Annotated in this window: 14 protein-coding genes; 7 read left to right on the top strand and 7 right to left on the bottom strand. The window is 58.1% G+C overall.

Annotated elements, in window-relative coordinates; all coding sequences use genetic code 11:
• Positions 1–6: 6 nt before the first annotated feature.
• Both AC2FIZ_RS01855 and AC2FIZ_RS01850 read left to right on the top strand, forming a co-directional pair.
• The gene (locus tag AC2FIZ_RS01855; protein WP_271947415.1) at positions 7–876 is read left to right on the top strand and encodes a helix-turn-helix domain-containing protein; all 870 of its coding nucleotides are present in this window, start codon (positions 7–9) and stop codon (positions 874–876) included.
• Between the two features lie 79 nt (positions 877–955).
• A complete protein-coding gene (locus AC2FIZ_RS01850; protein WP_142633436.1) occupies positions 956–1138 on the top strand; it encodes a hypothetical protein in 183 nt (60 codons plus the stop codon).
• A 1-nt stretch (position 1139) separates the two neighbouring features.
• Here AC2FIZ_RS01850 and AC2FIZ_RS01845 read toward each other — a convergent pair whose 3' ends face one another.
• The 4 genes from AC2FIZ_RS01845 to bcoG are packed head-to-tail and all read right to left on the bottom strand — an operon-like array spanning position 1140 to position 4837.
• On the bottom strand, positions 1140–1898 hold the full coding sequence (locus tag AC2FIZ_RS01845) for an SDR family oxidoreductase (RefSeq protein WP_142633434.1): 759 nt from the start codon (positions 1896–1898) through the stop codon (positions 1140–1142).
• On the bottom strand, positions 1895–3361 hold the full coding sequence (locus AC2FIZ_RS01840) for a carnitine 3-dehydrogenase (RefSeq protein ID WP_281971988.1): 1467 nt from the start codon (positions 3359–3361) through the stop codon (positions 1895–1897). The genes AC2FIZ_RS01845 and AC2FIZ_RS01840 overlap by 4 nt, the downstream gene beginning before the upstream one ends.
• Entirely contained in the window at positions 3361–3915 is a 555-nt protein-coding gene (locus AC2FIZ_RS01835; protein WP_142633430.1) for a lipocalin/fatty acid-binding family protein, read from the bottom strand. Before AC2FIZ_RS01835 ends, AC2FIZ_RS01840 begins: the two co-directional genes overlap by 1 nt.
• A 7-nt stretch (positions 3916–3922) precedes the next feature.
• A complete protein-coding gene (gene bcoG / locus AC2FIZ_RS01830) occupies positions 3923–4837 on the bottom strand; it encodes a 3-dehydrocarnitine:acetyl-CoA trimethylamine transferase BcoG (protein WP_496790505.1) in 915 nt (304 codons plus the stop codon).
• A gap of 131 nt (positions 4838–4968) precedes the next feature.
• Here bcoG and AC2FIZ_RS01825 point away from each other — a divergent pair, with 131 nt between their 5' ends.
• A complete protein-coding gene (locus AC2FIZ_RS01825; RefSeq protein WP_142633426.1) occupies positions 4969–5955 on the top strand; it encodes a GlxA family transcriptional regulator in 987 nt (328 codons plus the stop codon).
• A 68-nt stretch (positions 5956–6023) separates the two neighbouring features.
• On the opposite strand, the gene AC2FIZ_RS01820 is transcribed toward AC2FIZ_RS01825, so the two are convergent.
• Genes AC2FIZ_RS01820 through AC2FIZ_RS01810 form a run of 3 tightly spaced genes read right to left on the bottom strand, consistent with a single transcriptional unit; the run spans position 6024 to position 9029 of the window.
• Positions 6024–7070 carry an aldo/keto reductase gene (locus tag AC2FIZ_RS01820; RefSeq protein WP_496790503.1) on the bottom strand — a complete coding sequence of 349 codons (1047 nt, stop codon included), beginning with the start codon at positions 7068–7070 and terminating at the stop codon, positions 6024–6026.
• A 29-nt stretch (positions 7071–7099) separates the two neighbouring features.
• Positions 7100–7558, bottom strand: coding sequence for a DNA polymerase III subunit chi (locus AC2FIZ_RS01815; protein WP_496790501.1), 459 nt, complete (start codon positions 7556–7558; stop codon positions 7100–7102).
• Positions 7559–7562: 4 nt separating this feature from the next.
• The gene (locus tag AC2FIZ_RS01810) at positions 7563–9029 is read right to left on the bottom strand and encodes a leucyl aminopeptidase (RefSeq protein WP_281971987.1); all 1467 of its coding nucleotides are present in this window, start codon (positions 9027–9029) and stop codon (positions 7563–7565) included.
• Between the two features lie 246 nt (positions 9030–9275).
• On the opposite strand from AC2FIZ_RS01810, the gene lptG reads away from it, so the two are divergent.
• The 4 genes from lptG to pdxA are packed head-to-tail and all read left to right on the top strand — an operon-like array spanning position 9276 to position 14741.
• Positions 9276–10376: an LPS export ABC transporter permease LptG gene (gene lptG, locus AC2FIZ_RS01805; RefSeq protein ID WP_142633419.1), complete on the top strand. Its 1101-nt coding sequence runs from the start codon at positions 9276–9278 to the stop codon at positions 10374–10376.
• A complete protein-coding gene (locus tag AC2FIZ_RS01800; RefSeq protein ID WP_496688307.1) occupies positions 10376–12538 on the top strand; it encodes an LPS-assembly protein LptD in 2163 nt (720 codons plus the stop codon). The genes lptG and AC2FIZ_RS01800 overlap by 1 nt, the downstream gene beginning before the upstream one ends.
• The gene (locus AC2FIZ_RS01795; RefSeq protein WP_496688309.1) at positions 12529–13782 is read left to right on the top strand and encodes a peptidylprolyl isomerase; all 1254 of its coding nucleotides are present in this window, start codon (positions 12529–12531) and stop codon (positions 13780–13782) included. The genes AC2FIZ_RS01800 and AC2FIZ_RS01795 overlap by 10 nt, the downstream gene beginning before the upstream one ends.
• Complete coding sequence (gene pdxA, locus AC2FIZ_RS01790) at positions 13779–14741, top strand: 4-hydroxythreonine-4-phosphate dehydrogenase PdxA (protein ID WP_496688311.1); 963 nt, start codon at positions 13779–13781, stop codon at positions 14739–14741. Before AC2FIZ_RS01795 ends, pdxA begins: the two co-directional genes overlap by 4 nt.
• Positions 14742–14793: the final 52 nt, after the last annotated feature.

The following is a 14793-nucleotide window of genomic DNA, read 5'->3' as shown; positions in this document are numbered from 1 at the left end:
CACCACATGCAGGATAAAATCGACAAACGCGACCGCGCCGCTCAATTCCGTTTGCGCCTGGCCCGCGCAATGGAAGAACGCCAAATCAGCCGAAGCGCCTTCGCGCGCCAGATCGGTGTTGACCGCTCAACCGTATCGCAACTGTTGACCGATCACGGGGCACGGTTGCCGAATGCCCATGTTGTCGGAAGCTGCGCGACGGCATTGGGTGTTTCGGCGGACTGGTTGCTGAGCCTGTCTGACCGGCCGGAAAGCGCGGCCGAGTTGCTGGCTTTGTCGCTGAGCATGACTGAGGCCCCCCGCGCCCTGGTAGATGAGCGCATATTCGAGTGGCACCAAGAGGCAGCGGGTTACAAAATCAGATATGTTCCTGCGACCTTGCCCGACATGCTCAAGACCCGCACCGTTCTGGAATGGGAATACGCACCGCATCTGGGGCGCACGGCAGATCAGGCCATAGGTGCGTCCGAAGATCGACTGACCTGGATGCGCAGCGCCCAGTCCGATTACGAGATCGCAATGCCGATGTACGAAATCGACAGCTTTGCGCATGCAACCGGCTATTATCAAGGTCTTAGCCTTCGCAAGCGGCTGGATCAGATTGACCACCTTTTGGAGTTGTGTGAACAGCTCTACCCACGGCTGCGCATCTATCTGTTTGATGCCAAACGGCTGTATTCGGCTCCCGTAACGATTTTCGGTCCCCTTCTTTGCGTGTTTTACGCAGGAAGCCATTACATGGCCTTTCGCGATCGCGACCGGATTGAAATTTTCAGCCGCCATTTCGACACTCTGGTTCGCGAGGCGGTCGTGACTGCGCGGGACTTTCCAGAGCACCTGCAACAGCTCAGAGCAGCGATTTCCCGCGACATGTGATGCATCCCCGTACAACCTGTGGTATCGTCACCGGGCGCGAACTTTCGGGCATTCCGACCACAGACGGAGGACCACAGGAATGGACGCACTGAAAACAGCCCAATATGCACGGGCTTTATACACGGCGCACGGTGACCAGGCCGAGGCAGAAGCCGCAATGAAAATGCGCGAATGCGAGGCTGCCGGGAACGCTCAGCAAGCCCGCGATTGGCAAGCCGTTCGTCAGACCATCCGCCAGATCCGAGGCCCCAACCAGGGCTAGGTTACAGTTTCGGGTCGGGATTGACCGTGTGACCATCCACCGCGATCACCTGACCCGACACCAACCGCGCCGCGCCAGAGGCCAGAAAGACAGCCATATTGGCGATGTCCTGCGCTTCGACGAAACGACCCATGGACGTGCCCGAGGCATAGCCCTGATAGACCTCGTCCCGGCTCATGCCTTTGGTCGCCGCCTCGCGTGCCAGAACGCCTTCCATCCTTGGGCCCTCCACCGCGCCGGGACAAATCGCATTGGCGCGGACGCCGTGGGGACCAAGCTCCATCGCCAGTGTTTTCATCAATCCGATCACCGCCCATTTGGCCGCGGCATAGGGCGCCCGAAAAGGATAGCCGTATTGCCCCGCCGTGGATGAGGTCAGGATGATGCTGCCGGCACCGGCAGATTTCATCATAGGCGCGGCATATTTGGCGGCCAGAAACGCCCCGTCCAGATTGACCGCAACGCACCCCCGCCAGTCCTTGAGGTCAATATCCTCGATAGCGCTGGTTGGCCCGGCAATTCCCGCATTGGCGCAGAGCGAATCCAGACCACCCGCATCAGAAATCGCGGCGAACACGGCATGCATATCACCCTCATCCGACACGTCAGCATGGTGGGCTGTCCAATGATCCGGCACGCCATCTAGCGCCGCCCGATCAATATCTGTGATCCAGACATCATACCCGGCCGCATCAAACGCCTCTGCCATAGCCCGACCAACACCCGAAGCGCCAGCCGTCACCAACACCCGGCAGGTCATGAGGGTTTCCGGATCGCAACCCCGGCCCCTTCGGGATAAGGCAATCCGGCCTGCGCTTCGGCGATGCGGGCCATGGCGGCCTCAATGCTGGGCGATGGCGGGCTGGGGCGGCGTGTTTCCAGGCTGACATGCAGCAAAAAGCTCTCCCCGGTCGCCAGCAGCGTCTCACCGCTATACATGCTGTGGAACACGTGCAGTTTCTTGCCCTGCCCCAACAGCATCTGGGTGCGCACCTCGATCTTTGCACCCGCATGGACCTCATTCATGTAACGAATGTGGTTTTCCGCAGTGAAATAGCTGCCCCCGGACGAGATATATTCCATATCGCAGCCGATGATCTCCATGAACCGGTCAGTGGCGTCGGCAAAAGCCTCAAGATACTTGGCTTCGTTCATATGGCCGTTGTAATCGGTCCAATCCAAAGGCACCGCACGGGACAGAGTCAGGATCGGTTGGCTCAGATCCGCTTGCTCCAATGATGGCAGCGCACCCGATTTCAGCAGAGCATCATGCTGGTTCAGCACCGCCCCCGCGCCCCAGTTCTGCGCCTTGAGTGCGCGCATCATGCCCACAAGGTTGTTGTCGCGGATACGCTCCAGCTCGCGGATCGAATGCATGCCGGATTGCGCATCTGACTGATCCGCAATCAGATCGACAAGCTCGTCAGTGAATTCGGGCACATCCATCAGCTTGGTCCAGGGCCATTTCAGTGCCGGGCCGAACTGCGCCATGAAATGCCGCATCCCGGCCTCGCCGCCGGCGACACGATAGGTTTCGAACAGACCCATCTGCCCCCAACGGATGCCAAACCCCATACGGATCGCTTCGTCGATTTCCTCGGTCGTGGCGACGCCGTCCTTGACCAGCCACAGCGCCTCGCGCCAGACGGCCTCAAGGAACCGATCAGCGATATGCGCGTCGATCTCTTTCTTGACGTGCAGCGGGAAGAACCCGACCGATTTCAGGACCTCTTGCGCCCGTTCGATCATCTCCGGCGGGTTCGCTCCAGTTGGCACCAGTTCGATCAGCGGCAGCAGGTAGACCGGGTTGAACGGATGCGTCACCACGATCTGTTCGGGGCGCAGCGCGCCCTCCTGTAACTCTGACGGCTTGAACCCGCTGGTTGAGGACCCGATGATCGCACCAGGATCACAAGCCTCTTGCAAGCCCTTGTAAACTTTCAGCTTCAGGTCCAGACGTTCCGGCACGCTTTCCTGAATCCACTCGGCACCCTGCACTGCATCGGCCATGTCATCATTAAACGATAGCGCCCCCTCGGGAGGCAAAGGCACATCGCTTAACCCCGGCAACGAGCGGCGCGCATTGTCCAAAACTTCTCCGATCTTACGCTCGGCTTCCGGGTCCGGGTCGAATACCCGAACGTTCCAACCGTTCAGCAGGAACCGCGCGGCCCATCCGCCGCCGATAACTCCGCCGCCAATGATTGCTGCTGTTTTTGTCATCACTTCACTACTTTCAACTCTTGAGGGTCAAACCCATTTTCGCTCAGTACGTCACGCGCAATCGTCAGTTGATTTTGTGTGATCGTTAAATCTCTGCTCAGTACAACTGCAAACGACCTATCTGGGCGGGCCAATACAACCATCTGCTCCCCGTCACCCACGTAGATGATGTGAAACTTTGTGGGGCTTGCGGCAGTGATGTCATATTCAAGTGCAGACTCGGATCGCCGGGTAGGCACGCTCAGGTGGTTTTCAAAGCAATCACTTGCTCCTGCGATGTACCCAAAACATTCGGTCCGGTCCGGGTCACGCAATTGATAGCTAGGGTATGGCTGTCCCTCAAGCCTCACAAAAAGCCGCTGCTTGCCCTTGCTTTTGCGTCTGGACGCAGCAACCTCAAAATACGGTTCATCAAAGATCGACCAGTTCACCGCTTCGACGGGTTGAATATTAAATTGACGTGCTCGAAAGCCCTCATTGTCTACCAAGCCACACGTTGGAATCAATCCAACGAGCAAACATCCAACTACCCATGAAAGAACTCGGCGGAACATGGCGCGCCTAGCTTTTCGGCGCCCGCTTTACCAAGCCCAGCTTCTCACGCACTTCTGCGGGGCCAATCACGCGCGCACCCATGTTCTCGATGATGCTGCCCGCGCGTTCAACCAGTTGCCAGTTCTCGGCCAGCACGCCTTTGTCCAGCCACAGGTTGTCCTCCAACCCGACCCGTACATTGCCGCCCGCCAGAACCGAGGCGGCCACATAGGCCATCTCGTTCCGACCCAGTGAAAAGGCGCTGAAGGTCCAGTCGTCCGGCACGTTGTTCACCATCGCCATGAAGGTGTTCAGATCATCCGGCGCGCCCCACGGCACGCCCATGCACAGCTGAACCAGAGCGTTCGGCTCCAGAACGCCCTCTTTCACCAGCTGCTTGGCGAACCACAGATGACCGGTATCAAAGGCCTCAATCTCGGGCTTTACCCCCAGATCGGTCATCATCTGGCCCATCGCGCGCAACGCACCCGGGGTGTTGGTCATCACATAATCGGCCTCGGCAAAATTCATGGTGCCGCAGTCGAGGGTGCAGATTTCCGGCAGGCATTCGGCCACATGGGCCACACGCTCGGTCGCGCCAACCAGATCGGTTCCCGCCTCGGCCAGCGGCAGCGGGTTTTCGATACCGCCAAACACCATGTCGCCACCCATGCCAGCAGTCAGGTTCAGCACGGCGTCGACCTCGGCATCGCGAATGCGATCTGTGACCTCACGATACAGTGCCAGATCACGCGAAGGCGCTCCGGTCTCAGGGTCGCGCACATGGCAATGCACCACCGCTGCCCCTGCCTTGGCTGCAGCTATCGCGCTGTCGGCGATCTGCTTTGGCGAACGCGGCACATGCGGGCTGCGATCCTGCGTCCCACCCGAGCCTGTGACGGCGCATGTAATGAAGACGTCGCGGTTCATTTCCAAAGGCATGGCGTTCTCCCCAGCTTATACCCGGTTAACCCTGAGTTTTCCCCAGGCTTCTCCACGGATTTCGATTTGCTTTCGCCCCCGAGTTTGGCGCAGCTTTGGTCAAACACTTGTCAGAATGCGAATCGAACTTGATGAAATCCGCAAAAAACATATTGCAGCCCGAACATCGTGCCCTGAAAACGGCTGTGCTGGTGCTGGACGAATGCAACACGCTCAGCTTTGCGTCGGCCGTTGATCCAATGCGTGCCGCCAATCGGTTGGCGGATCGTCCGGCATTTGATTGGGATTATGTGACAGCCACTGCTGAACCGGCCATGCTGACCAGTGCGCTTTCGGTTCCGGGTGTACCTTTGGCCCGGCTGCAATCCTGCGATCTGATGATTGTCGTTGCCGGGTTCCAACTGGCCCGCCATGCCACACCCAGCCTGCTGGCCGGCCTACGCCGCATCGCCAAGACCGGCGCCACAATGGCAGGTATTGATGGCGGTCCTTGGCTGCTGGCCGAGGCAGGCCTGCTGGACGGCCACGCCGCCACCACCCATTGGGAAGATTTGGAGAACTTCTCTGCCCGCTTCCCCGAAGTGGACGTGCGCCCTGACCGGTTTACCGTTTCTGAAGGCCGCCTGACCTCGGGCGGGGCGATCCCAGCGGTCGAGATGATGCTGCATATCATCGCCGCCCGCCATGGCGCCGGATTTGCCGCCCGCGTCTCGGGTCTGTTCCTCTATGACGGTGCGCCTGATCCCACAAAACCACAAAGCCGCACCGGTGCGCCGCACCGCCACACAGCTTTGACCGCCAAAGCCAATACGCTGATGCAATCCGCACTGGACGACCCTATGCCATTGGCAGATATCGCCGAAACCCTGGGCACCAGTTCACGCACCCTGCAACAGCAATTCCGCCTGCGCCTGAACACCACGCCGCAGGACCATTACCTGCAGCTCCGACTGGCCGAGGCGCGCAGATTGGTGACGGACACCGATATGTCACTGATGGATGTGGCTCTGGCGACGGGTTTCGCCTCGCAATCCAGCTTTTCCCGTGCCTTTCGCACAGCGCACGGCCTTTCGGCCCGGGACCTGAGGCAAGACAGGACACAACCCAGCCATCACTAAGCGGATCTGCTTCATCTGGCTGAAATACCTCGGGGGAGGCTCCGCCTGCGGAGACGAGGCCAGCGTCCCTAAAACGGCATAGGATGCGCGCGATGCGCTTCGGTGATTTCAGTCAGAATTTCCCCAGAAAGGCGAAGTTCCTTACCGTCGAGAATATGCCCAAGCTGCGCCACCGTTGTCGCGCCGAAAATGGCCGACATCATGAAGGGCCGCGTCCGGCACCAGGCCAGCGCCATATGGACCGGGTCCAGATCGTGGCGGTCAGCGATCTCTAGATAGGCCGCAACCGCCTCAAATGCCCGTCTGCGATGACGTCCACCCACCTCAGGCACCAATGACATCCGCGAACCCTCGGGCACCATGCCGTTTTGGTATTTCCCGGTCAAAAATCCGGCGGCAAGCGGTGAAAAGGCCATCAGCCCCACATCCTCATGCGCGCTCAGCTCGGCCATATCGGTGTCGAAATGCCGGCACATCAAAGAATACTCATTCTGAACCGATGCCACGCGGGGCGTGCCGGTGGCTTCGGCGATCCGCAACCACTGAGCGGTGCCCCAAGCGCTTTCGTTCGAAAGGCCAAACGCTCGGATATTTCCTTTGTTGACCTGTTCCTTCAGGGCAACAAGGCACTCGTGCATATTGTCCAGAACCTCATCGGTATTGTGCCCCGAAGGCGCATAGGTCCAGTTTTGCCGGAACATATAGCTGCCGCGGTTCGGCCAGTGAAACTGATAAAGGTCGATGCAATCCGTTTGCAGTCGGCGCAAGGAACCTTCGACCGCCTCGGGGATTGTCTGCGGTGAAATCGGTGCGCCATCGCGCGCATGTGCGAACCCTGCCCCAGAATGCTTGGTTGCCAGAACATATTCACCACGCCGTGACGGGTTGACGGCGTTCCAGTTGCCCAGAATTTCTTCGGTCCGGCCCACCGTCTCTTTCGAGATGGGATTCACCGGATACATCTCGGCGGCATCGACAAAATTAATGCCCCCATCAAGTGCCATGTCCATCTGAGTATGCGCGTCGGCCTCGGATGTCTGCGTACCAAATGTCATCGTACCCAGACACAGGTCTGTCACCATGATTCCAGTACGGCCCAGGGGCTTCATTTCCATCGCTCATTCTCCTGAAATCTGCGGAGGCCCTATGCCTCGGCTTTTTTTTCCCACCGGCCCGATTCCTCGGACCAATATTGCGCCGAACAGCCCGCCCCGGTCAGTGTTTTCCATTGCCCGCGGGCATGTTGGAGAGCCTGATCATCATTCCCATCGAACAGGATGCACACGCGTTCCAGCGCGTTCACTTCCTCGGGTTCAACCGCGGCACCATCAACAGCCATCACGCAAGCCGGATCATTTGCGGCCTCGGCCCCTGTCGTCAGCAATATGGGCTGGTCCCTGTCATGCGGCCCCCCGGTGCGGCCATGTGGCAGGAACCCTTCCTCGGGGCCCTGCCACAGCTTTTCGTCCAACCAATCCATCCGTGCGGGATCAGTTCCCCGCACGGCTATCTTCCACCCGGCCTGCCGCGCCTTGTCCAGCAACACGGGCAAGGTGTTTTCCAGCGGTTGGCGGGTCAGGTGATAGAAAAAAACGGCGCCCATTGGATTATTCGAAATTGTCCTGCACGAACCGGCTCAGTGCGCGGACACCCCAACCGGTGGCCCCTTTGGGCGCATAGGATGTCTCGGTTGCAATCGAAGCCACCCCAGCAATGTCCAGATGGATCCAGGGGGTTTCGTCCTTCACGAACCGCTGCAGGAACTGCGCAGCAGTGATGGATCCGGCAGGTCGTCCACCGACATTCTTCATATCGGCGATGCGCGATTTCAGCTGCTCGTCATAGGCTTTGCCCAGCGGCATCCGCCATGCGCCCTCATCCTCGGCCCCGGCAGCCTTTAGGAAGGCGTTGCAGAACGTGTCATTGTTCGAAAAGACACCGGCATTCTCATGCCCAAGCCCAATGATGATCGCGCCGGTCAATGTTGCCAGGTCGATCATGCCCACGGGGGCAAACCGCTCTTGCGCGTACCACATCACATCACACAGGACCAAACGGCCCTCGGCGTCGGTATTGATGACCTCGACCGTGTCGCCCTTCATCGACTTGACGACATCGCCGGGACGCGTGGCATTGCCCGAAGGCATATTCTCTACCAGCCCGACAAGGCCCACGACATTGGCTTTGGCCCTGCGCTTGGCCAGCGCCCGCATGGTGCCTGCGACCACACCTGCACCGCCCATGTCCATGGTCATGTCTTCCATACCTGCGGCGGGTTTCAAGGAAATGCCGCCAGTGTCAAACACGACGCCCTTACCCACCAGTGCCAGCGGCGCATCATCCTTGTCGCCCCCATTCCACTGCATCACCACAACCTTCGACGGGCTGACCGAGCCCTGCCCGACGCTTAACAAGGTGCGCATACCCAATTCGGCCAGTTTGTCTTCGTCGAGCACTTCGACGTCCAGGCCAAGCGCCTTCATTTCGGACAAACGATCTGCGAATTCGGTCGTCGTCAGCACATTGGCGGGTTCATTGGTCAGATCCCGAGTCATCCGGACACCATCGGCAATCGCATACAGCGGTGCGAATGCGGCTTCGACTTCATCATGTTTTTGATGACTGATTGTTACTGGTCCGGCTTCATCCGAATCTCGGGTTTTATGGGCATCGAAATCATAGCTGCGCAAAACGATCCCCAATGCCAGTTCTTCGGTCCGAGCCTGATTTCCGGCCATGACCAACAAGGGCTGGTGATCAGACAATTTGGCCAGCTTCGCCCCGGCCTTGCGCGCCTCTGCAGCATCGGCACGGCGCGACAGCACGAGAATATCAAGCGCTTCAGCGGCCATTCCGCCTGGCCAGGCAAGAGAGACTACATCGCCGGATTTCACCTTTTCGAACCGGTCGCTTTCGACAAGTCGCGCGACTGCGCCCCGGGTCAGACGGTTGGCGCGGCGTGCGGCTGGGTTCATCTTGCCTTCATCCGAGACAATAATCACGACGCGCCCTTTGGTCTGCGCCATCACGTCCACGTCAAAAGCCTTAAACTGAATTGGAACAAGACTGCTCATTGGGAACTCCTGAAAATCTGTTTCCCAAGACCTAGCCCGCGGCGACCGCATTGACCAGATAGCAGTTTTCCCCGCCGGGCATTTGCATTACAGTCGCGGAAAAAGTTCCGGCAGGGTCGGAGAGCGGGAGGGCGAATTGGCAAATCGGGGCAGGCATAGGCCGTTGCGCGCTGGCGCATGTACCGCTGATTCTCTTAACTTCAAGGCCCCCGCTGCAGGCAACGCAGTGATGCCGGGGGCGCGTTTGTGATCCTGGATCGATATTTTGCCCGCCGGTTCACCCAGAGCTTTCTGGTCATTGGCTGTATCTTTTTGACGCTGATGATTCTGATCGATCTGATTGAACAGGTACGGCGCTTTGATGAGGTCGATCTGTCATTTGGCCGGCTTTTGTATCTGACCCTATTGAATACGCCCGCCGCCATCGGTGAGATGCTGCCCCTGCTGATCATCCTGTCCACGATTGCGTTGTTCATCGGATTGGCGCGCAGCTCGGAATTGGTGGTGACGCGCTCGATCGGGCGATCTGGAATTCGCGTCCTGCTTGCACCTGTAACTTTGGCCCTGTTGATCGGAGCCTTGGCGGTTGCGGTGCTTAACCCGTTTGCTGCCGCAACTTCCGAAGAATTCCAACGGCTTTCCGATTCCTACCGTAACCGCACCAGCTCAGCTCTTTCGATCAGCAGTGAGGGTTTGTGGTTACGGCAAGCTACAGAAGAGGGCCAATCGGTTGTCCACGCGCGCCGAACGTCCAACGGTAACACCCTGCTGTTGAAGGACGTCACCATAATAACATTCGACGCGATTGGTCAGCCGACACGCCAAATCTCTGCCAAACAGGCCAAGTTGGAAGACGGTTTTTGGGTTTTACAGGATGCCAAGATCTGGCCGCTTATGAACGGCATCAATCCCGAAGCTGGCTCGAAAGAGCATGATCGTCTGGAGATTCCGACCACCCTGACACGTCAGCGCATTCTGGACAGGCTGGCCAACCAGGATTCGATGTCAGTCTACGATTTGCCCCAGTTGATCCGAGACCTGCGCGAGGCGGGCTTTTCGACCAAGCAATACGAGGTCTGGTTTCAGGTCCAACTGGCAAGACCTCTGTTTCTGGTCGCAATGGTCTTGATTGGCGCGGCCTTTACCATGCGGCATGTCCGGTTCGGCGGCACCGGAATAGCGGTGCTGACGGCCGTGTTACTGGGCTTCGCCATCTATTTCGTCCGTAATTTCGCGCAAATATTGGGAGAAAACGGTCAGTTGCCTATCTTCGTTGCAGCCTGGGCCCCGCCATTTGCAGCCATCCTTCTTTCTCTTGGCCTGCTGTTGCACGCGGAGGATGGCTGATGCGCAAATTCGCTCTGCTATTGCTCTCGGGTGCGGTTGCATTGTCTTTGCCTTCGGGTGTCCTGGCCCAGACTTTGCCGGAACAGGATCAAACGACGGACGCGTCCCAGCAAGAGCCACCAGCCTTACTTGTCGCCGACAAGATTTTCATAACCCCAGAGCGTGTGCTGATCGCAGAGGGCAATGTCGAAGCGTTTCAGGGTGACGTCAAAATGACGGCCAGTCGGATTTTGTACGACCGCGAAAGCGGTGAGCTTACACTGGAAGGACCGATCCGGATTGATCAGGGCAATCGAACGACAGTTCTGGCGGATTCCGGAGAACTCGACCGGGGTTTGCTCAACGGCCTTTTGATCGGCGCCCGAATGGTGTTCGACCAACAGGTGCAAATTGCCTCGGTGCAGGCGACACGTGCTGGCGGCAGATACACCCAGTTCAGCAAAGTCTCGGCGACGTCTTGCCATGTCTGCACGGATGGGCGGCCACCGCTCTGGCAAATCCGTGCCCGCAAGGTGACCCATGATCAGTTGGAACGACAGCTCTATTTCGAAGGTGCGCAATTCCGGGTGCTGGATGTGCCGGTCTTCTATTTCCCTTACCTGCGTCTTCCCGATCCAACGCTGGACCGGGCGACTGGTTTTTTGGTCCCATCGGTCCGCACCACCTCGCAGTTGGGCACAGGCATAAAGGTTCCCTATTTCTTCAAGCTTGGAGATCACAAGGACCTCACGCTGACACCTTACCTTTCCGGCAAGACCAGAACTCTGGGCTATCGCTATCGTCAGGCCTTTAAGAACGGACGGATCAAAATCGAAGGCGCGCATACTCGCGATGACCTTCAACGGGACGAGGCGCGCGGATATTTCTTTACCAACGGTTGGTTTGATCTGCCGGACGACTATCGCCTGACCTTCAACATTCGAACCACGTCCGACGATTCCTATCTGGCTGATTACGGCCTGCCCAACTTTGACCGTCTGCGCAGCGAAATTGCCCTGGAAAGGATCAAGCGCGATACCGCTTTCCGGACCAGCCTAAACCACTATAAAACCTTGCGAGATAGCGAGGATCAGGATCAGATTCCTTCTCGCATCTTCGACCTGAACTATCGCAAACGCTTCTTCCCGGCAGCTGTCGGAGGAGAGGTGCGGATGGCTTTCATCGGCCATGCCCATGAAAGAACGAGCAATGAGGACGTTATCGGGCGCGATGTTGCCCGAGCGACCTTCGATACCGAATGGCTGCGCAGCTGGATACTGGGCTGGGGGCTACGTGCAGATGCCCAAGTAGGCGCGTCAATCGACACGTTCAATATTCGCCACGACAGCGCCTATCCCGATCAGGTGACCCGCACGACCCCGCGCGCCGCACTGACGCTGCGCCTTCCAATGACTCGCCGCGAGGCGTCGGGCGCAACCCAGTTGCTGGAACCCATCGCGCAGATCGGGTGGACGCATGTCTCCGACAATGATGTTCCTATCGACGAAAGTACGTTTCAGGAGTTTGACCAGGGTAACCTGTTATCCCTGTCCCGATTCCCTGCCGAGGACAGGCGCGAAGATGGGGTCAGCGGCGTTGTTGGGATGAATTGGGCGCGTTATGGCTCCAGGGGCTGGCAAGCGCGTGCCACGATCGGTCAGGTCTTTCGTGCGGATGCTGATCCCGACTTTAACCTTACATCGGGCCTTCAGGGCACATCGTCCGATGTGTTGATCGCCGGACAACTTGAAACGCCCAACGGGTGGTCTCTGGCCGGGCGAGGTTTGGTGAACGGAGATTTCAGCTTTGCCAAGGCCGAGCTGCGTGCAGCATGGCAAAAGGAAACAACGGCCCTCAGCGGAAGCTATGTCTGGCAAGAACCCGATCCCGCAGAAAATGTCGACGATGAGATTTCTGAGATCTGGTTGCGCGGGCGGTACGACATCGATCAGAACTGGCAAACCCGTGCTCAGGCGCGGTATGACCTGAGCGAATCTGAACCGATCAGATATGGGTTGGGTATCACGTACCGGAACGAGTGTGTTCAGGTTAACATGTCGGTCAGCAGGCGCTATACCTCGTCATCAAGTATTGAGCCTTCGACCGAATTCGGCTTTACCGTAGCTCTGACAGGATATTCTGTCGAAGGTGGCGGCAAACAGTACAAGAGAAGATGCAGTTGATAACAGGTTTTTCACGTTTCTTTCGTTCCAGCCATATCGGGCTGGTTGCTCCGGCACTGGTTGCAGTTTCGATTGCCATAGCACCTGTAAAGGCAGTGGCGCAGAACCTGTTCTCGCCTGCCATAAAGGTCAATCAAGACATCGTGACCTGGTATGAGCTGGAACAGCGCCTGCAATTCCTGTCGATTCTGGGTGTTCCCGGCGCAACCGAGGAAGACGTGCGCAAAGCTCTGATAGACGACCGCCTGCGCAAACAGGCGATGCGCGACGCTGGAATCGTGGTCGCCCCCGAAGACGTTCAGGTTGGAATAGACCAATTTGCAGCCCGCGGTCAGCTTTCGAGCGACGAATTCCTGCAGCTTCTGGCGGATGCCGGTGTTGACCGTGAGACGGTTCGGGATTTCATCGAGGATCAGATTTCCTGGCGTGAATTCGTCAGCGCGCGTTTTCTGTCGCAGGCGAGACCATCGGAAGACGAGATCAATCGCGCACTTGGACAATCTGGAAGTGGTGGCCTGCAAGTCCTTCTTTCGGAAATCATTATTCCTGTGAACCAACAAAACCTGCCACAGGTTCAACTGCTGGCCGAAGAGATCGCCTTGATCGAGGGCTATGATTCCTTTTCAACCGCCGCAACACAGTACTCGGCGGCCGGAACTCGCACCAATGGGGGGCGCCTTGACTGGTTGAACTTGACCGATCTGCCCCCGGCGCTGCAGCCGGTCATCATCGGGCTCAAAAATGGTGACATCACCCAGCCCATTCCGCTGCCCAATGCCGTTGCACTGTTTCAGATGCGCGGTTTGCGTGAGACCGCTGCGAGTACGCCCACCTATTCCGAGATCGACTATGCTGTCTATTACATGCCCGGTGGTCGTAGCGCGGAAACACTGGCCGCAGCCGAAAAGCTGAAAGAAGAAATAGACACTTGCGATGATCTGTACGGTATCGTGCAAAACAAGCCAGCAGAAGTCTTAGAGCGGAATGTCAGCAAACCGTCGGAAATCCCGCGCGATATCGCATTGGAACTAGCCAAACTGGACCTGAACGAAGTTTCAACCACGTTGACCCGTAACAACGGCCAAACACTGGCTTTTGTGATGTTGTGCACACGTACCCGCAACCTTGGCGAAGAGACAACGCGTGCAGATGTCGCCAATGCTCTGACCCAGCAAAGGCTGCAAACACTTGCAGAAAGCCTGTTGGGGCAAATGCGTGCCGACGCAACTATTGTTGAACAATGAAGCCAATCGCGCTCAGCTGCGGCGACCCGGCCGGAATTGGGCCCGAGATCGCCGCAAAAGCCTGGGCCAGCCTTAGAACCACCTGCCCTTTCTTCTATATTGGCGATGCCGCGCATTTGCCGCCCGAGACACCGTCGGTACAGATCAGCGACGCCTCTCAGGCGGTCGAGATCTGTGGCTCTGCCCTGCCCGTACTGCAACTGGACTTTCCAGCCCCCAACCGGTCTGGGCACCCTAATCCAGCCAACGCCAGATCAGTTGTCACTGCCATTGAAACCGGCGTGGCGCTGGTTCAGTCCGGTTCTGCATCGGCGCTATGTACCGCACCGATCCACAAGAAAGCACTTATCGACGGGGCAGGTTTCTCATTCCCCGGCCATACTGAATTTCTGGGCGCCTTGGCTGGGTCCCAACGTGTTGTGATGATGCTGGCGAGCGACCAGCTGCGCGTTGTACCAGCAACCATCCACATCCCGCTCTCACGCGTTCCTTGCGAGCTTACGCCCGAGCTTTTGCGGGAAACCATCGAAATCACCGCCCAGGGACTACAATCACAGTTCGGTATTGCCACCCCGCGGATAGCCGTCGCGGGCCTCAACCCGCATGCCGGTGAAGGCGGCAAGATGGGACAAGAAGAACTGGACTGGATTGCGCCGCTGATCGCGGAGCTGCCCCGCAAAGAGTATACCGTAACCGGCCCGCACCCCGCGGATACATTGTTCCACGCCGCAGCGCGCGCGCGCTATGACGCCGCCATCGCCATGTATCACGATCAGGCTCTGATTCCGATCAAGACGCTGGATTTCGATCGCGGTGTGAACGTTACCCTAGGCCTACCATTTATCCGAACCTCACCCGATCACGGGACTGCATTGGACATTGCGGGACAAGGCCTTGCAAACCCCACCAGCCTGATCGAAGCGCTGAAACTTGCCCAGCAGATGGCACAAAGCTCTTGATCCTTCAGCAGGCTGAAAATATCCCGGCCAGAGGTAAAAATTCTCTGGCACT

It is taken from the genome of Ruegeria sp. CDSB022 (assembly GCF_059611145.1).
The sequence above is the reverse complement of the archived record's forward strand: the minus strand, read 5'-3'. Positions and strand labels throughout refer to the sequence as shown.